This window comes from Streptococcus sp. HMSC10E12, assembly GCF_001807855.1.
Taxonomy (GTDB): domain Bacteria; phylum Bacillota; class Bacilli; order Lactobacillales; family Streptococcaceae; genus Streptococcus; species Streptococcus salivarius.
On the sequence record NZ_KV791083.1, the window covers coordinates 170,560 to 189,213 of the forward strand.

Sequence of the window (18,654 nt, forward strand, 5' to 3'; positions counted from 1 at the left end):
TATTATTTATGGACCAACCAACGCAGGTAGCGGGCCAAGACCAAACAAAGAATCACACTACCGATAATGATGAAAATCCAGGCCGGACTGACAGTCATAAACGGTAAAGGAACATTCATCCCAAAGAAACCGGTAATGACGGCAAGTACTCCCAAGAGTACCTCAATAATGGTCAAATTACTCAAGTTGTTGTTCAGGTTGTTGTTTAGGATATTATTATAAGAACCTGATAAATGCTGTAAGACCTTAGAAATGAGGTCCGTCATGGCTACTAACTGTCTAGCTTCAATCATGGCATCATCAAACTGTTCTTTTTCAACCTCGTTGAGACGACGATAAATGGCGTGCCCCTTGATGTGCTCCAAAAGGAGGCGGTTTTGTGTAGCGGCAGCCACCAAATAGACCATGCCTGTTTCCAAATCTGAAAGGTCGTAAAGATTCTTACTTGTCGTAGTCTGCCTTAGACGTCGACTAACCTCATCTTTTTGCTGATCCAAACGTTCAATGACGGGATAGTAGGCATTTGAAATCATCTCAAGGCCTGCAAAGAGCAATTTATAAATGGACAAATCCTCATGGTTATCCACATAGTCTTGCATTTTGCTGATCACATAAGCATTATCCTCGTTACTAATGGTCACCAAACGCGTATCTTGTACAATAAAGGTCAGAGGAATGGTTTCATAGTATTCCTTGTCCTTCTCAAGAGCCAGAACATTATAAATAAAGGTAATTGTTCCATTCTCACGGTTGTAGTCCATGTGAGCTCGTTCATTTTTATCCAAGGCATACTCTATGGTTTCCTGGTCAATATCATACTTGGTATAAAGGTAGGATTGCTCAGAAATAATATCTGAGTCAATATTAATCCAGTGACGCTTATAACCCAGTTCTTTTTCAATAAACATTTTTCTTCCTCATTACTTTAGCACTGCTGCTGCCAAAGCTTGTTGAATTTCAAAGACGTTATTATCACTCTTAAATTGAAGGACCTCTGCGGGCTCCAATGCTGATGAAATCCAAATCTTAAGTTCAGCATCTAGGTCAAAGTGCCCTGAACTTTCTACAGTAAAACGAGAAATCGAGTGATAAGGGATAGACTTGTAGGAAGTCTTCTTCCCTGTAACACCTTGCTTATCGACTAAAATCAAGCGCTTCTCTGTAAAGACAATCAAGTCACGAACAAGGACATAGGCTAACTCCACCTGTTCACCTGGAATTAAGATGCCCTCCAATTGGCGCTCAACCTTATCATTATCTTTTTTAGATGCGTTGCCAAGCAGTCCTGAAAAAAGTCCCATAGTTGTTTCTCCTTTTTTATTGTAAAGATAATCCTTGCTTTAACTATACCACAATTTTAGGATTTCAGACACTTGCAGAAATGGGTTTCTAGTAGTACAATTAAAGAGTCACAAGAGGAGCAATTGCTGAGAATGGCTAGCTTGATTTTTTCTTCAAGACCTGCCTAAACTCTTACCACCTGATCAGGTTAGGACCTGCGTAGGGATGTGTCTCAAAATAGATTGAAATAGAGGAACTTCTATGACGTCGTTTTGATGTGGCAAAAAACAGCCAATCAAGACGATTGGTATAGGAGGTTTTTTTATGTCGAAAACAAATATTCGACCAATGATTGAGGTTGCCCTTTTTGCAACCATTGCTTATATTCTGGACTTAGTTACTCAGCCCATGTCACTAGGCCCTTGGATTTCCCTTTCCTTTAAGATGGTACCTATCTTTCTCCTCAGTTTTCGCTGGGGCTTAAAAGCTGGTGCTATGGGCGGTCTTATCTGGGGGCTACTTCAAGTGGTGACAGGACAGGCAGCCGGTGGTTGGCTGACCTTGACACAAGGGTTTCTGGAGTACTTTGTCGCCTTTAGTCTGATTGGTATCAGTGGTGTGGTCAAACCAGCCCTTGATAAAGCCATTAAACAAGGCAATAAAGTCAAGTCTCTGATGGTGATTACTGAGGGGATTCTTCTTGGTAGCTTCGCTCGTTACCTCATTCACTTTATAGCCGGTGTCATCTTTTGGGGAAGCTATGCCCCTAAAGGACAAAGCCCTTATCTCTATTCATTTATTGTCAATAGCTCATCCTTCCTTGGAGAAACATTGGCCAGCCTCATCGTTTTCTTCGCCCTACAACGATTCCTAGGCAGGTTACTAAATACGGAAAAATAAAAGAAACCATAGGACAGTCTTAATTGACAGTCCTATGGTTTTTCTTGTTTTCATAACATATTACGACACGAAGTCAGACGGCTAGCTAGCCACAAGATAGGGGCTAGCGTCAAAAGATGAACGATTTACTTAAACTATACATAGTATTACGACATGAGAAAACGGAAACGATATTTTCCGTTTTCGAGTTAGTAAGGGACTTAGCCACGGTCCCATAGAACACTTCATAAATAACATCATCAAGATATTACGACACGAAATCAGACGAATCGATATTATTCGGCTGACGTAGTTAGTGAGACGGCTAGCTAGCCACAAGATAGTGGCTAGCGTCAAAAGATGAACGATTTAAAATCGTCATCTTTTGTGCCGTATTACATCTTCTCTTCCAATGTTACATCTGGATATTTATCCGCAAACCAACGGAGGGCAAAGTCATTTTCAAAGAGGAAGACTGGTTGGTCAAAGCGGTCTTTAGCCAAGATATTTCGACTTGATGACATGCGTTCATCAAGGTCCTCAGGTTGGATCCAACGCACAGTCTTTTTACCCATTGGTGTCATAACGACTTCAGCATTGTATTCATTTTCCATACGGTGTTTGAAAACTTCAAACTGAAGTTGACCAACGGCACCAAGCATGTATTCACCTGTTTGGTAGTTGGTGTAAAGCTGGATGGCTCCTTCTTGCACCAATTGTTCAATTCCTTTGTGGAAGGACTTCTGTTTCATAACGTTTTTAGCAGAAACTTTCATGAACAACTCTGGCGTAAAGGTTGGTAGTGGCTCAAATTCAAATTTGTTTTTACCTACAGTAAGGGTATCACCAACCTGATAAGTTCCTGTGTCGTAAACCCCGATAATGTCTCCTGCCACGGCATTTTCAACATTTTCACGAGACTCGGCCATAAACTGAGTAACGTTAGAGAGCTTCGCTCCCTTACCTGTACGGGTTAGGTTAACACTCATACCACGCTCGAATTCACCAGACACGATACGAACAAAGGCAATACGGTCACGGTGACGTGGGTCCATGTTGGCTTGGATTTTGAAAACAAAACCAGAGAAATCCTTGTTAAGAGGATCAATCTCGTCGCCATCAACTGTCTTGTGGCCATGTGGTTCTGGCGCAAATTTGAGGAAGGTATCAAGGAAGGTTTGAACCCCAAAGTTAGTGAGGGCAGAACCGAAGAAGACCGGCGTCAATTCACCAGCTAAAATAGCTTCTTCAGAAAATTCATTACCCGCTTCTGTCAAGAGTTCGATATCTTCTTTAGCTTGCTCATAGAATGGGTTGTTGGCAAAAAGGGTATCACCATCTTCAATCTTGGCAAAGCGCTCGTCACCCTTGTAAAGCTCCAAGCGTTCGTTATAGAGGTCGTAAAGTCCTTCGAAGGCTTTACCCATACCGATAGGCCAGTTCATTGGGTAGCTGGCAATACCAAGCACTTCTTCCAACTCTTCCAAGAGGTCGAGTGGCTCACGTCCATCACGGTCCAATTTGTTCATGAAGGTGAAGACAGGAATACCACGGTGTTTAACAACTTCGAAAAGTTTTTTGGTTTGGGCCTCGATACCTTTGGCTGAGTCAACGACCATGACGGCAGCGTCGACCGCCATAAGGGTACGGTAGGTATCTTCTGAGAAGTCCTCGTGCCCTGGGGTATCAAGGATATTGACACGTTTGCCGGCATAGTCAAACTGCATCACAGATGAGGTTACTGAGATACCACGTTGTTTCTCGATATCCATCCAGTCTGATTTAGCAAAGTTTCCGGTTTTCTTACCTTTTACGGTACCAGCTTCACGGATTTCACCCCCAAAGTAAAGCAATTGTTCAGTGATTGTTGTTTTACCAGCATCGGGGTGAGAGATGATGGCAAAAGTACGGCGTTTTTTGATTTCGTCTTGGATACTCATAGTTTTCTTTCTTCTTTAAAAATAATCTTTTTGATACTTTTCCGTAGCGGTATCGGACTTCAGCAGCTTCCTTAGGAATAGTAAAACTTCCATGCTCAATAGGAACTGACAGTCATCGGTTTTTACCAGATCGAAAAGTAAGATAGTTGTAGCACTTCTTTCAGAAAATTTTTCTCTTTTTTGGTCTACATTTGTTGTCGAGGCTTGCGATAATTCTCGCAGGCACAGCTCCTTTATTATATCCAAATTACAGTGTGAAAGCAATTCTGAAAGCGTTTTGTGTTAGAATAAAACAAATAAATGAAAAAACACGCTATCAACTTTCTGATAGCGTGTTTCTTCATTTATTTAATATTTGTCTTCAAAATGCTCCAGACCTTTTTTCATGATTATCATGAGAATAATCAGAGCTCCTGAAACAGCAAGGTATTTGACAAATAAGGGAGTTCCCATAATAAATGGCGTGTGTTTAAGCATGCCATAGTTTCCACCGATAGTCTGATTAACGATTACCAAAGCTAAATTCAGTAATAAGGTGGCCACGACAATCAGCCGCTGGCTGATGGGATGAGTTTTATAACTATTAAAAATTACATTCAGGCTATTGACCAGTAGGGCATAGTGGCCAATTAGGAAAGAAAAGCCTGTGATATGAGGAAACTCATAGGGATCAAATACTGGATAAATCAATGCACAGTAGGTCCCAACAACTCCCATAATAGCGAAATAGCTCTTTATCCTGCTATTTTTCAAGAGGAGAACAGTAAACATGGCCATACGACAATGGTACAGGGGCAGACTAATATAAAGTGGGAAGCCCTGCCAGAGGTACCAAGTGTATAGGGCAAAGAGTTGAATGGCTTGGATAATGAGAAAGGTCCAACGCCATATCTTATTCTTATACCAACGCCAACTCAAGTAACTCAGAAGTACCATTGCCAAAAGCATAAGCAAATAATAGGGCAAAGGTATCTGGGGTGGATGAGTTTGGGTGGTTGTCAAAAATTCCTTCATTCTCTTCTCCTGCTGAAATTACTATGCCTGCTATTATATCAAATTTCAGGGTAAAGCAAAAACCTGCTTGGAGAGCAGGTTAGAGAACTTAATTCTTAGCTTGGAGTTCTTCTACAACCTTGGCTAGGTTCATAGAGTTAGAGCCTTTGAGCAAGATTTGATCGTGCTCGCCCAGGCTTTCTTTGATTTGCTTGACCATAGCGTCAAATTGGTCTTCGTTAGCTGTTTTCTTGAAATAATAAACATGACCAAGTGGGAACATTTGACTAGCAAGTTGTGACAATTCTGCAATGTCTTCACCGTAGAAAATCACCGTATCAATAGCATCTGGTGTCAGGCTGAGAATCATCTGTGTGTGAAGTTGAACAGACTGTTCACCGAGTTCTTTCATATCAGCTAGGACAGCGATCTTCTTGCCTCCTTCATTCTTAGGAATGGCTGAGAAGGTCTCCAAAATGAGCTTCATGGCTGTTGGATTGGCATTGTAAACGTCTGAAAGGATATCGGCACCGTTGGCTGCTTTTTTCCATTCGGTACGGTTTTTTGTAAGCTGCAAGTTGGCAAGAGCTGAGAGGATATTTTCCTCAGTTACACCCAAGTGTTTAGCCACATAGGCAGCAACCATGGCATTTGTGGCATTGTATTTTCCAGTGACTGGCAAGGTAACTTGTCCGTCTAGGAAGTTTGTTGAAAAGGTGAGATGGTCCTTGAATTCTGTCAACTCAGAGACTGTAAGCTCCGCACCATCCCCAAAGCGTACCACTTCAAGATTGCTTGGCAAGAAAGGATCTACGATAGGATCACTTGGCACAAGCAAGAGGCTACCATCAGGCATACCGTCTTGCATTTGCATTTTACCTTGGGCAATCTTGTCACGGCTACCGAAGAATTCCAAATGAGCCTCTCCGATTAAGGTAACAACGGCTGTTTTTGGCTTAGCCAGGGTTGACAAGAGGTGAATGTCTCCCATGTGGTCTTGCCCCATCTCAAGGACGATTTTCTCAGTATCATCAGGCATGTGGAGGGCTGTATAAGGAAGACCAATCTCATTGTTGTAATTGCCTTGGGTTTTGTAAGTACGATAGGTTGTTGCCAAGATATCATGAATCATGTCCTTGGTTGTTGTCTTACCATTAGAACCAGTCACAGCAATAACATCAACCTCAGTCTTTTCAAGATAGTAGGCAGCTAGTTTTTGAAAGGCTTCAAGAGCGTCATCAACTAGGATGTGGACTTGATCAGCTGGTAATTCTTTTTCTGTGAATGTCGCTAGGGCACCATTGTCAAAGGCTGTTTGGATAAAATCATGCCCATCACGCGCACCTTTTAGTGGTAAAAAGAGGTCACCCGCTGTAATCTTACGGCTATCAAACTCAATCTGGTTAATGGCAACATCTTCATAGGCTGTGACATCATTTTTAGCGCCAACAACCTTGGCAATTTCATGGAGTGTCAGTTTCATCTTAAAATCCTCTGTTTTATTTTTACAAGTCTGGCAAGAAATAAGATTTCCTTGTCTACAATCACTCCCAATTATATCACAAATCAGGCTAGCTTTTGCTTGGGAGATGAATTTGTTACAATGGTTGATGAAAGGATTAGGCATGACAAAGAAAAAATTAGTCAACCTCTCTAAGGGAGAGGAAACCATAAAAAGCGACTGTCAAAGTATCGAAGAACCTAAAGGATGGCGTTTTAATTGGAGAAAGTTCATCCTACTAGAGCCAACAGCTGAATTGATTATCTTAGTGCTACTGGCACTGCTGTATGGTGGTTTTTATTATTATGATCATTATACAGTCAATGAAGATAACATATATGGTCTCTGGCAGTCTGATCATCATAAGTTAGCGATTTCCTATAAGCATATTCGGAAACGAGGAAATATCGACTGGCAAGTCGTACAGGATGGGAAGTATATTATCTATGCTGCTAGAACTCGCCCGGTCAAACGGCTTAATGACGGAACTCTTCACATGGAGCTCTACACTGTGGAAGGCTACCTGACAGACCTACCCACCAAGGACGGCTTCAGCTATATGGATTTCTATCTTCGCAAAAACAATTATCTTACCTATGACGGTGAGTCCTACAAGCGTATCAATTCTGGAAACAAGTCCATCACTTGGAAAGATGGTTCCACCAGCCCTTATGGTGAAAGGAAAACAACTATAGATGAGGTTTTTGAAGCCCTCTATTTGATACTTATGGGGATTTGCTCAGTTCTTATCATTAAAGAGGCTCGGCAAAAGAGGAGAGAAAAACTCAATGAGACACCAAACAAACAGAAAATACGCTGACCGAAAGAAACTCAACCGAAAGTATCATTCACAAAAAGCATATCGAAAAAAACAAAAACGCAAAACTGGATGGCGAGCACGCTTGGATAAATTTACATACCGTCTAGTCAATGTGTTTATGATATGTTTCTTACTCATGATACCGATTTTCATCGTCTATATGATTTTCTTTGATCATAATGTTTATAAAGACAGTATCTATGGTCTGTGGCACTCTGAAAATCATCAGCTTGCCATATCCTACGAAAGAGGGCGCAAAGGAAGTAAGCGTGATTGGGATATTGTTCAAGATGGAAATGTCCTCATTAAAAATGCACGCATCGATGATATTAAACGCTTCGAGGATGGTACCCTCTACATTGAAGTTTACGCTGAGGAACGCCTGCTTTCAGACCTCCCCGCTAAAAACGGCCTTAACTATTTGAATATGTACGTTCGTAAAGACAATTACCTGACCTATAATGGTGAATCTTACAAACTGATTGATGATGAAAACAAGAGCATTACCTGGAAAGATGGTTCAAAATCCCCTTACGGTCAACGAATAACCTTGTTTGATCGTCTGGAACCTTATATCGTATTTGGAATGTTTGGAAGCTTGCTTATATATGTCCTTTTCGTTGAATGGAAAATCAAAAGAAAATATAAAAACAAGTAAAACCACCCCTGCTGCTAGCTGAGCTAGATAGCCACGGGGTGGTTGTTTTATTCTCATTAAGCAAGACTTGCCTCTTACGAAGGCTGTCAGTCTTATTTCACTTCGCCACCTTCAACCACGAGGTCATCAGCTTTAGCTGCATCACCGTAAGTTGGACGAAGTGTTTTTTCATAATCTTTGTGGAAGAAATTCTCTTTACCAAGTTTCTTAATGTCTTTATTGATAAAGTCAAGGAGTTCTTTGTTACCTTTTTGAACGGCTGGGGCAATGGTATCTGGGTTACCAAGTGATGTGATTCCTACTTCATAACCTTTATTTTCTAGAGCCCAAGCAAGAACTTCTGTATTATCAGTTGAGAAGGCATCGCCACGACCATCAAGGAGGGCTTGGTAAGCATCGCTATATTGGTCATACTTTTGCAATTTGATATTTGGGTAGTTCTTTTCAAAGTAAGTTTCAGCAGTTGTTCCCTTAGTAACAATCAAAGTCTTACCTTCAAGCTCTTTAACGTCCTTAATGACCTTGTCTTTAGGTGACACCACACCGATTGAGACTTTCATGTAAGGAAGGGCGAAGTCCACTTGTTTCTTACGTTCATCAGTTACTGTAAAGTTGGCAAGGGTAATATCTACCTTATTTGAAATCAAGAATTCTGCACGGTTGGCCGCATCTACTGAGACGTATTTAGGTTTAACACCCAAATCTTTGGCCAAACGGTTCCCAAGTTCAATATCGTAACCTTGGTAAGCACCCTTGTTATCTACATAACCGAAAGGTTTCTTGTCCGCAAAGACGGCGATACGGAGTTCACCACTCTTCTTAATTTCTTCGATGGTACGTGCTTTGGCTGTTGATTTACCAGAGCTACTGTTACTTGAGCAAGCAGTCACTGCCACCAAGGCAAAGACGAGGGCTAATAGGGCAAAAATTTTCTTTGTTAATTTCATAAATATCTCCTAAAATATTATATTTTCACTAAAAACAATGGGTTACAAATAGGCACCAAACTTACTGAAGTCAAAGACATTGAGGAACTCTTGAGCTCGCTGTGTCTTTGGATGATTGAAGAATTCTTCAGCAGTACCTTCCTCAGCGATGACTCCCTTATCCATAAAGATAATACGGTCAGCGATAGCACGCGCAAACTGAAGCTCATGGGTCACGATCAACATGGTCCGTCCTTCTTGAGCGAGGTCGTTAATCAATTCCAGAACCTCACGAACCATCTCAGGGTCAAGCGAAGCCGTCACCTCGTCAAAGAGGATAACTTCAGGATGCATGAGCAGGGAACGAACAATGGCCACACGCTGCTTTTGACCACCTGACAGTTGTCGTGCGAAGCTATGCTTCTTGTCCAGAAGTCCCACACGATTCAAAAGTTTCTCAGCCTCCGCAATGACTTCTTCCTTATTACGCCCTTGAGCTTTGACCGGCCCCAAAATCAGATTTTGCAGGATGTCCAAGTGTGGAAAGAGGTCATAACTTTGAAAGACCATTCCGATTTTCTGGCGAATCAAGTGGAAATCCTTCTTACTGCCAGTGATAGACTTGCCATCAAGGAGAATGTCGCCTCCTTGAATCGTCTCCAAGCCATTGATGCAACGTAGCAAGGTCGATTTCCCACAACCTGAGGAACCCAGGATAACAACGACTTCACCTTGTTTAACATCCAAGGAGATGCCTTTGAGAATCTCATTGTCCCCAAAGGACTTTTTCAAATCCTTGATTTGTAAAATGCTTTCTGTCATCTTAATTCCTCCAACGATTTTCAAGATAAGTAGACAGCTTAGATACTGGGTAACAAATGGCAAAATAAAGAATCAAAATCGTGCCATAAATCCAGAAAGAAGCTGTTGGAATAGTCAGGCGGTTACTGTCGATAATCTGCTGACCAACCTTGGTCACCTCAACCACGCCAATCAAAACCACCAAGGACGTCGTCTTAATCATCCGTGTCACCAGGTTAATAGCCTGAGGCAACAAGCGACGCAAGACTTGTGGAATAATCACATAGGTATAGAGTTGCCCATTGGTCAAGCCAAGGGCCCTTCCGCTCTCAAACTGGTGTCTAGGTAGCGACGTGATTGACCCACGCACCAAATCACCCATCTCAGCCGTTCCCCAAAGGGTAAAGACGATAATAGCCGATAGCTCGCCTGAGATATTGATGTTAAAGTTCCTAGCCAGACCAAAATAAACAATAAAGAGCAAGACCAACTGGGGCATGATACGAATAAATTCCAGATAAATACGTGACAAGAAACGAATAATCTTAGACTTCGAAGTCATGACAATCCCAAAAAGTGTTCCTAGTAAAAGGGACAGAAGAACCGAGACGATGGAAATTCCAATAGTTACGCCTAAACCTTGTAAGATACGTAGGAAATTATTCCCCTGAAGAAGAACCTGAAAGCCCGAATCCTGCATAGCGTAACCTCCTTTCAATCCAACTAAAGACTAGAGAAATCGGCAGCAACATCAAGAGATAAGCCACCACCAACATACCTAGAGCCACATCGGTTTCGTAGTAAAGACCAATCAAATCCTTGGCCACATACATCAAATCCGCCAAGGCTACCGCTGAGAATACTGACGTTTCCTTGATAAGGAAAATAACGTTAGCACTAAATGACGGCAACGCCACAGCCACTGCCTGAGGAAGGACCACATAGCGAAAGACTTGGAATGGCGTCAAACCAATAGACAAGCCCACTTCATGTTGGGTCTGACTAACGGCCTCTAGACCACTTCGGAAGGACTCCGCCATATAGGAACCACCCAAGAAAATCAAACCTACCACAGCACAAGCCTCTGAGGATAGAACCAAACCTATACGAGGCAAGCCAAAGTAGAGAAAGAAGAGCTGAATCAAGAGCGGCGTATTACGAGATAGCTCAATATAAGCCGTCGAAAGCTGACTCAAAACCGGCACTCGATAATGACGAATAACACTCACCACCAAGCCCAAAAGGAAGGAACCAAGAATCCCCAGAACAGCAATATGTAAGGTTAAAAAGAATGCCTTCTGATAAAAGGGCAAATACTGTTGAACAATGGACCAGTCCAAAACTTACCTCCTCAAAACAAGATACAAAAGGCGTATAGAATTCCGTAAGCAAATAGGAAACTGACGGCGTGTGCGGGCACACTAGGAAGTTTGTCTTTTGCTCTAGGAATTTAGCCTGTGTTCAATTCTACAAGATACAAAAGGCGTATAGAATTCCGTAAGCAAATAGGAAACTGACGGCGTGTGCGGGCACACTAGGAAGTTTGTCTTTTGCTCTAGGAATTTAGCCTGTGTTCAATTCTACAAGATACAAAGGGCGTAGAAAATTCCGTAAGCACTCACTGCCATCTACTTCTAGCCCTTTGACTTCACTCGCCTCTGATAATCATTGCGATACGCAAATCTTCATCAAACACGAATGAATTGCTCTATTTCATTTGAAACGTTAGATTTATTCTACCACCTGTTAGATTATTTGGATAATATGTATTTTTTATCGAGGTGATAAAGAAAAGATATAAATAAAATCTAGATTTCTGTAAAGAAAAAAAACACCTCAGTCTCAGAGATTTCTCCAAGACTAAGATGTCTGTCATCTAAATCATAGTGCTTAAATCAAATGGCTTTCACGTTTTTCGAACATTTCTTGTCCCAAGGCTACCAATTCCTTGATAAGGTCTGAGTATGAAAGTCCCATATTTTCCCAAAGTAGTGGGTACATTGACCATTGAGTGAAACCTGGCATGGTATTGAGCTCGTTAAGGTAGATGGCTCCATCCTCTGTCAGGAAGAAATCACAGCGAGCAAGACCACAACCACCAAGAGCACGGAAGGCCTTGGCTGCATAGGTACGCATTTGCGTCATGACTTCTGCAGGCACGTGAGCTGGGATGTCCATGGTAATCTTATTATCAATGTATTTAGCTTGGTAATCATAGAAAGCCACGTCTTTGACCACTTCACCTGGATCTGTCGTTTTGACAGTTGTATTTCCAAGGATACCAACCTCGATTTCTCGGGCAACCACACCTTGCTCAATCAAGATACGGCTATCATATTTGAGAGCCAGATCAATCGCTGTACGAAGTTCCGCTTCGTTTTCAGCTTTCGAAATCCCAACAGATGACCCCATGTTAGCAGGTTTTACGAAAACTGGGAAGGTCAATTTTTCAAGCGTCTCTGCTACTGCTGCTTCCAAATCTTCACCCTCGATGTAGACTGTGTAGGCAACCTGAGGGACACCTGCAACTTCAAGAATATGCTTGGTCATAATCTTGTCCATAGCCACACTTGATGACAAGACATTAGTACCCACGTATGGCAACTTGAGGGTTTCGAGGAAACCTTGGATAGATCCATCCTCACCCATAGGTCCATGGAGCACAGGGAATACCACAGCGCCTTCCTCATAAATATCGCTTGGTTTGATAGCCTGACTAGCCACAACTGTGTCATTAGTCATGAGCTTCTCATCATCACTTGGTGTTTCTGTAAATTCTTGTGTTTTGATAAAATCACCAGACTGAGTGATAAAGTAGGTTTTAACCTCAAATGCGCTGTAATCCACCGCACGCATAACACTCTCAGCTGAGAGCACAGACACTTCACGTTCTGCTGAACGTCCACCGTAGAGAAGGATAAGGGTTTGTTTAGACATAGGTATACCGTTTTCTTTTCTTGATTTTCTAGTCTCAATTTTGAGAACATAATTACTTTAATCATATCACAAAAGGAAGGGATTTTCAAAAAGATTATGGGCAGAAAAAACAGCCTGATAGCTGTTTTTTTCCTGTCTTAAATTTCATCACCAAGTTCGAACTTAGTGCCTTTGAGGGCACGTTTGAGAGACCACTTCCATGGTTTACCTTCGATAGTGACTTGTTTGTTTTCGAGGTCAACTTGAACCTTGTCTACGCCTTTGACAGCAGAGAGTTTTTCGGTAACGGTGTTGACACAACCTTGGCATTTCATTCCTGTAATATTATATGTTTTTGTCATTTTTCTTTTTTCCTTTTCTTTAATTATTTTTTTGATACACAGCTTAAGTGGCGGGAGTTGTAAATAACTGACGCTTAGACTTTGCGACGTTTGAGGCGCAGAGCATTGAGGACAACTGAGACAGAGCTAAAGCTCATAGCCAGTCCTGCTATCATTGGGTCAAGAAGCGGGCCACCAAAGAGGTGGAGGACACCCATGGCCACTGGGATAGACAGGATATTGTAGATAAAGGCCCAGAAGAGGTTCTCTTTAATCGTTGTGATAGTTGCTTGACTAATTTTCAGAGCCTTAACTACATCCATGAGGTTTGGTTTCATAAGGACCATATCAGCACTTTCCATGGCAATATCTGTCCCAGAACCCATAGCAATACCGATATCTGCAGTCGCAAGGGCTGGGGCATCATTGATACCATCACCAACCATGATGACTGATTTTCCTTCTGCTTGAAGGTCGCTAATCACCCTAGATTTCTCTTGCGGAAGCACTTGACTGATAACACGCTTGATACCAACCTTTTGAGCGATGGCTTGAGCTGTTTGGTCATTATCACCAGTCAACATGATGACTTCTTTGCCCATTTGATGAAGAGCGGCCACCATATCGGCGCTATCTGCTTTAACCTGATCAGCTACACCAAAGAGTCCGATTAACTTACCATCTTCAGCCAGAAAAATAGGAGTCTGACCATCGGCTGTCAAGCTTTGGAAATCAGCTTGTGCTGAAGTCAAGTCGACTTTTTCCTCTGTCATTAGGGTTTGATTCCCAGCTAGATAAGTTTTTCCTGCATAGCTGGCAGTTAGTCCTCGTCCAGTCAAACTTGAGAAATTGTCCATCTCCAACAAGTCCAAGTTAGCATTTTCTGCTGCCACAAGGATGGCTTGACCCAAAGGGTGTTCAGACTTGGCTTCCAAGGATGCCAAAAGCTGCAAGGCTACTCCGCTATCTCCATAAGTATAGCTAGAAACGAGCTGAGGTTTCCCCTGAGTAATGGTTCCTGTCTTGTCAAAAACGAGGACGTCAGCCTTATGGGCTAACTCGAGCACATCTCCACGCTTGTAGAGAATACCATGCTCGGCACCAAGGCCTGTACCAACCATGATTGCTGTCGGTGTCGCAAGTCCCAATGCACATGGACAAGCAATAACCAAGACGCTGACTGCTACGGTCATGGCAAATGTAAAGGTTTGTCCCATGACAAAGTACCAGAAGAGGCCTGAAACAAGGGCGATAGCCATGACAACGGGAACAAAGACCGCTGACACCTGATCGGCAATCTTGGCAATCGGTGCCTTAGTTTGTTGAGCATCCTCAACCAATTTGATGATTTGGGAAAGCAAGGTGTCCTTACCAATCTTTTCCGCCTCATAAATCAGACTACCCTGACCATTAATAGAACCTGCAAATACTGGTTTACCAGCTGATTTTTCAATAGGAAGTGACTCACCTGTAAGCATACTCTCATCAATAGCAGAGCTACCAGAAATCACTCGACCATCCACGGCTATCTTTTCCCCAGGTTTGACCACAATATGGTCACCAAGAACAACCTTATCCACAGGAAGCTTGACTTCCTTGCCATCACGAAGGACAGTTGCTTCCTTGGCTGATAGGTGCATGAGTTTCTTGATAGCTTCTGAAGTTCGACCCTTAGAGAGGGTTTCAAAGTACTTACCTAGAGTAATCAGAGTCAAGATAACAGCCACCGACTCAAAATAAAGTTGGTGGGCGTGATGGACATGTCCCAAAGAAATGTGATAAGTACCATAGAGACTATAAAGAAAGGCTGCCGATGTTGCCAAGGCTACCAAGGCATCCATGTTAGGATGACCCTTGGCCAAGGTACGAAAACCATTACTATAGAAAGAACGGCCCAACCACATGACGGGCACTGTCAAAACTAGCAACACCAAGGCATAAGTCAAGGCTGCATGATGAGGAGACAAGAAGTTTGGCACAGGTAGACCAACCATTGGCCCCATAGCTAGATAAAAGAGAGGAATGGTGAAGATTGATGACCAAATGAGACGCTCACGCACCTTGTGAATCTTGTCTTCTTCACGTTCTTCCTGACTTTTAGCTGTCTCTGGATTGTAGACTTCGGCCTCATAACCAGCGTCAGCCACAGCTTTTTCAATAGCTTCTGGACTAACCTTATCCCCAGCATAGTCCACAGACATTTTTTCGGTGGTTAGGTTAACCACAGCCTTGTCCACACCATCCAACTTATTAACAGCATTTTCAACATTGGCTACACAGGATGCACAGGTCATCCCATTAACCACAAAGGTTTCTTTTGCCATTTCCTATATCACCTCCATATGATGCCCACAAGCGCATTGGCCAGGCACACAGTCACAAACCACCTGATTCACAGGTTCTTTTGCTAGAAGCAAGGCCTGTAACTTATCCACATCAGCTTGCGTCATGGGTGTCTTCTCGATAAGTTGCCCCAACAAATCGCTGTGTTTGGTCAAGCAAATCTTGTCAAAAACAGCCTCTAAAGCTTGAAAATTCGCTTCATCTTCACCCAAGCTAGCTTGATAGATAAAGCCTCGTCCTTGACGGTGACTAGTTAGGTAACCCTTGTCCGCCAAACGTCCAAGCAAGGTCTTAACTGTCGAAGCCGACCAGTCAAGCTTTTTAGCTAGAATCGCTATAATCTCTGAAGAAGTCGCCTGCCCCTTAGCCCAGAGCACTCGCATGACTTCCCATTCCGCAGATGAAATTGTCAGCATGATATTTCCTTTCTGAATTTCGTTATTCGTTTACGTTTGTAAATTCATTTTAACGCTATCTTAGAAACGTGTCAAGAGTTTTGTTTACATTTGTAGATTTATTTTTAAAAAAATTTCCAAGATCACTTCAAGGACCTTGGAATGTTTTCATTATCTTTGGATAAAAGTTATGCCTCAGGATTTCTCTTATACAGTTTAGTCATAAGCATTATTCCCAAGACGAGTATAATGACTGGAAGACTGTATCCCAAATAAATCGTAGTGACCTGCAGACCTCTCTTAATAAGCATACCACTGACAAATACAACAATCCCTGTCAAAACCTGATTCAAGACCTCGATTTTCAAATAAAGCTTGTTGAGCTGTAGGGGATTCAACTTCTCTTGCAGGTAAACATTTTGCGAGATTCCAGAAATAGTTTGACCAACTGCTAAAAAGATATAGCTAAGCAAAACAGTCGGTAGGTTAGGTACAAATGGAAAGACGACAACGTAACCCAAATAGACAAGAGACCCCAACAAGTAAACGGTCATAGGGGAGTATTTAGTGAGACTTTTGAAAGATAGAATTGAACTCGTTGCTAGAAAGGCAATGGCCAAGAAGGACAGAGAGAAAGAATATGCCTGACTAGAAATACCGACATCTTTGGTCAGGAAGATAACCTCATATGCATCATATAAGACACCCACTGATTGTAAGAGTATAGTCATCATAACCATCTTAAGGACGACACTCTGCCTTCCAAAAATAGGACTACTTTGACTGGAAGAAACCTCCTCTTCTGAATCATTCTCACGGTCAAAAATAATCGGTCCCAGTTTAAACAACAAGAGGGTTGCTAGTAGCGTTAGCACACTGTAGACCAAAAATAAGCTCCCTAAATCAAGGCTACCCCAGAGACCAACTATCATAGGTGCTAAGAAATAGGAAGCCGACCCAATCATGGTATAGGTACTGTTAAATTTTTGTAAGTTGGCTTTTTTAACAAGCACAGGCACCGCTGAGGACAACAAACTGTTAAAGTAAGTCGTCAGCACTTCAGTCAAAACCACCAAAGCAAATACAAAAACACTACCCATGGCAAGATAAATCAAAGCCAGACAGACTGCCTTAAGCAATTCAATACCAATCAAAACATATTTTTTATTTGTGATTTTTCCTACAAATTGATGTCCCACATTGGCAAGAATCCCTCCTAAGAATTTGGCAATCCATAACCCTAAGACATAGTCCACTGAGATTTTAGAGAAAATAATGCTCAGTGCTATCGCATAACCGTACTCGATAATCAGCGACAAAAACCTATTAAGGAAAATAATTCTGGAATTGTTGGTAAACATTAACGATTTCTAAACCTTTTCTTTTTCATTGCCCTTATTGTAACACTGAGCATATTAGCCTTCAATAGTTCAACGCATTAAAAAAGCACCTCCTAAGAGGTGTCACACTTTACTAAGATAAGATTGAGTGGACGAGGCTACGTCCAAAATTCCTGCCTTCACCATACAAAAATGTAAACATGCCAGGATAAATAACAGCCAAGCAAATTATCATAAAGAGTATTGCTAGAGCTTTTTTATTTGATACAAAGAATGAAAAAATATAATCAATCATCTTTAGTGATACCTTCTCTTCTTTTTTTAGCTATAAAATCAGTCTATAGCTAAAAAAAGAAAAAAATAGTGACATTTATGTCACTAAAAAGGCTTATTCATTCGATACGAGATATACAAAAGCTGATTACGAGATTTAACTCTCAACTCAGACCTTTGTAGAGATACAAGGCACCAACCAAAAGAAAAATCAGTGCATAGTGATTCTCTCCTCGATAGAAAAAGAGTAAGGCTCCTATTAAGAAACAGACCCCTAGTATTACCCTCAATGATACTTTCATGTGTCTACCTTCTTTCTATAAGTAAGACGAAAATAAAAACAAGAGATAAATTTAATTCGCTACAATCCACCCATATTATAAGCTTGATAACTAAGAAAATCAAATTGTCCCAAAGAATGATTTGATAAAAAATACTCCCCATTTCTGGAGAGTAGCATCTGCTATTTTTCAAAGTGTGAACCGAATGTAACAAATTCAGCGACTTCTTCTTCCTTACCGTCGTGGAGGTCACGGACAATTTTTGATCCCACGATAACACCGTCTGACACAGCGTTAAAACGTTTGATGTCTTCCTCTGTTGACACACCGAAACCTGTGAGAACTGGAATGTCTGCATGGGCAGTCAAGTTAGCCAAGTGTTTATCAAGGTCATCACGGTAATTACCAGTCTTACCAGTAACGCCATTGATGGCAACGGCGTAGATAAAGCCTTCTGCACCATCAATCAACTGTTTCTGACGATCAATACCTGTAGTCAAGCTTACCAAAGGCACGAGAGCAATGTCACTGTCTTTCAAATAAGGGGTAATAAAGTCAGCGTGTTCATCTGGCAAATCAGGAATAATGAGCCCCTTGACAGATGTCTCTGCCAAGTCCTTAACAAAGGCTTCAATACCATATTGATAAACTGGGTTGATGTAGGTCATGATAACCAAAGGAACCTGCGTTTTTTGTTCCTGAAGCTTCTTGATAATAGCGGTCAAAGTCACATCTTTAGCCAAACTACGCTGTCCTGCTAGTTCAATAACGGGACCATCGGCCACAGGGTCTGACCATGGAATACCCACCTCAATAGCTGAGACACCACTATTTTCCAAGAGAGCGATAGTCTCAAAGAGCCCGTCTAGACCTTTAGCGTGGTCACCAGCCATGATATAAGGTACGAAAATACCGCGTTTACTGTCTTTGATAGCTTGTAGGTGTTTTGTTAGTGTTTTTGTCATG

Annotated in this window: 18 protein-coding genes and 1 riboswitch; of the genes, 3 read left to right on the forward strand and 15 right to left on the reverse strand. The window is 41.8% G+C overall.

The features are described 5' to 3' along the window. Positions 1-2: 2 nt before the first annotated feature. Positions 3-908: a magnesium transporter CorA family protein gene (locus HMPREF3112_RS02150; protein ID WP_022496128.1), complete on the reverse strand. Its 906-nt coding sequence runs from the start codon at positions 906-908 to the stop codon at positions 3-5. A gap of 12 nt (positions 909-920) precedes the next feature. Then, positions 921-1,301: a PH domain-containing protein gene (locus HMPREF3112_RS02155; RefSeq protein ID WP_013991039.1), complete on the reverse strand. Its 381-nt coding sequence runs from the start codon at positions 1,299-1,301 to the stop codon at positions 921-923. A 103-nt stretch (positions 1,302-1,404) separates the two neighbouring features. Beyond that, positions 1,405-1,524, forward strand: a riboswitch (TPP riboswitch). An 81-nt stretch (positions 1,525-1,605) separates the two neighbouring features. Between HMPREF3112_RS02155 and thiT the strand changes: the two genes are divergently transcribed. Next, a complete protein-coding gene (gene thiT / locus HMPREF3112_RS02160) occupies positions 1,606-2,181 on the forward strand; it encodes an energy-coupled thiamine transporter ThiT (RefSeq protein ID WP_002884661.1) in 576 nt (191 codons plus the stop codon). 374 nt (positions 2,182-2,555) lie between these two features. Here thiT and HMPREF3112_RS02165 read toward each other — a convergent pair whose 3' ends face one another. The 3 genes from HMPREF3112_RS02165 to murF all read right to left on the reverse strand — a co-directional run bounded on the left by HMPREF3112_RS02165 (position 2,556) and on the right by murF (position 6,576). Further along, complete coding sequence (locus HMPREF3112_RS02165; protein WP_002884210.1) at positions 2,556-4,100, reverse strand: peptide chain release factor 3; 1,545 nt, start codon at positions 4,098-4,100, stop codon at positions 2,556-2,558. A 348-nt stretch (positions 4,101-4,448) separates the two neighbouring features. Beyond that, complete coding sequence (locus HMPREF3112_RS02170) at positions 4,449-5,114, reverse strand: YwaF family protein (RefSeq protein WP_014634906.1); 666 nt, start codon at positions 5,112-5,114, stop codon at positions 4,449-4,451. 88 nt (positions 5,115-5,202) lie between these two features. Continuing rightward, entirely contained in the window at positions 5,203-6,576 is a 1,374-nt protein-coding gene (murF, locus tag HMPREF3112_RS02175; RefSeq protein ID WP_022496127.1) for a UDP-N-acetylmuramoyl-tripeptide--D-alanyl-D-alanine ligase, read from the reverse strand. Positions 6,577-6,718: 142 nt separating this feature from the next. On the opposite strand from murF, the gene HMPREF3112_RS02180 reads away from it, so the two are divergent. Together HMPREF3112_RS02180 and HMPREF3112_RS02185 are read left to right on the forward strand one after the other, a co-directional pair. Beyond that, on the forward strand, positions 6,719-7,414 hold the full coding sequence (locus HMPREF3112_RS02180) for a hypothetical protein (RefSeq protein WP_227862309.1): 696 nt from the start codon (positions 6,719-6,721) through the stop codon (positions 7,412-7,414). Then, the gene (locus tag HMPREF3112_RS02185; protein WP_070437776.1) at positions 7,383-8,072 is read left to right on the forward strand and encodes a hypothetical protein; all 690 of its coding nucleotides are present in this window, start codon (positions 7,383-7,385) and stop codon (positions 8,070-8,072) included. Before HMPREF3112_RS02180 ends, HMPREF3112_RS02185 begins: the two co-directional genes overlap by 32 nt. 92 nt (positions 8,073-8,164) lie before the next feature. Here the strand turns inward: HMPREF3112_RS02185 and HMPREF3112_RS02190 are convergent, their stop codons facing one another. From HMPREF3112_RS02190 to trpA, 10 genes are all read right to left on the reverse strand, one after another. Further along, positions 8,165-9,019, reverse strand: a complete 855-nt coding sequence (locus HMPREF3112_RS02190) for a cysteine ABC transporter substrate-binding protein (RefSeq protein WP_002884332.1) — start codon at positions 9,017-9,019, stop codon at positions 8,165-8,167. Between the two features lie 42 nt (positions 9,020-9,061). Continuing rightward, the gene (locus tag HMPREF3112_RS02195) at positions 9,062-9,820 is read right to left on the reverse strand and encodes an amino acid ABC transporter ATP-binding protein (protein WP_022496122.1); all 759 of its coding nucleotides are present in this window, start codon (positions 9,818-9,820) and stop codon (positions 9,062-9,064) included. Position 9,821: 1 nt separating this feature from the next. Beyond that, a complete protein-coding gene (locus HMPREF3112_RS02200; RefSeq protein WP_022496121.1) occupies positions 9,822-10,499 on the reverse strand; it encodes an amino acid ABC transporter permease in 678 nt (225 codons plus the stop codon). After that, complete coding sequence (locus tag HMPREF3112_RS02205; protein WP_002891586.1) at positions 10,459-11,139, reverse strand: amino acid ABC transporter permease; 681 nt, start codon at positions 11,137-11,139, stop codon at positions 10,459-10,461. The genes HMPREF3112_RS02200 and HMPREF3112_RS02205 overlap by 41 nt, the downstream gene beginning before the upstream one ends. A 550-nt stretch (positions 11,140-11,689) precedes the next feature. After that, positions 11,690-12,736: a D-alanine--D-alanine ligase gene (locus HMPREF3112_RS02210; protein WP_070437779.1), complete on the reverse strand. Its 1,047-nt coding sequence runs from the start codon at positions 12,734-12,736 to the stop codon at positions 11,690-11,692. Positions 12,737-12,873: 137 nt separating this feature from the next. Further along, complete coding sequence (gene copZ, locus HMPREF3112_RS02215) at positions 12,874-13,077, reverse strand: copper chaperone CopZ (protein WP_002891592.1); 204 nt, start codon at positions 13,075-13,077, stop codon at positions 12,874-12,876. A gap of 74 nt (positions 13,078-13,151) precedes the next feature. After that, positions 13,152-15,380: a heavy metal translocating P-type ATPase gene (locus HMPREF3112_RS02220; RefSeq protein WP_070437782.1), complete on the reverse strand. Its 2,229-nt coding sequence runs from the start codon at positions 15,378-15,380 to the stop codon at positions 13,152-13,154. 3 nt (positions 15,381-15,383) lie between these two features. Then, positions 15,384-15,815 carry a CopY/TcrY family copper transport repressor gene (locus tag HMPREF3112_RS02225; RefSeq protein ID WP_070437785.1) on the reverse strand — a complete coding sequence of 144 codons (432 nt, stop codon included), beginning with the start codon at positions 15,813-15,815 and terminating at the stop codon, positions 15,384-15,386. A gap of 167 nt (positions 15,816-15,982) precedes the next feature. Continuing rightward, positions 15,983-17,113: an MFS transporter gene (locus HMPREF3112_RS02230; protein WP_226973185.1), complete on the reverse strand. Its 1,131-nt coding sequence runs from the start codon at positions 17,111-17,113 to the stop codon at positions 15,983-15,985. Between the two features lie 757 nt (positions 17,114-17,870). After that, positions 17,871-18,653 (reverse strand): tryptophan synthase subunit alpha, encoded by a 783-nt coding sequence (trpA, locus tag HMPREF3112_RS02235; RefSeq protein ID WP_070437788.1) that lies wholly within the window; start codon positions 18,651-18,653, stop codon positions 17,871-17,873. Position 18,654: the final 1 nt, after the last annotated feature.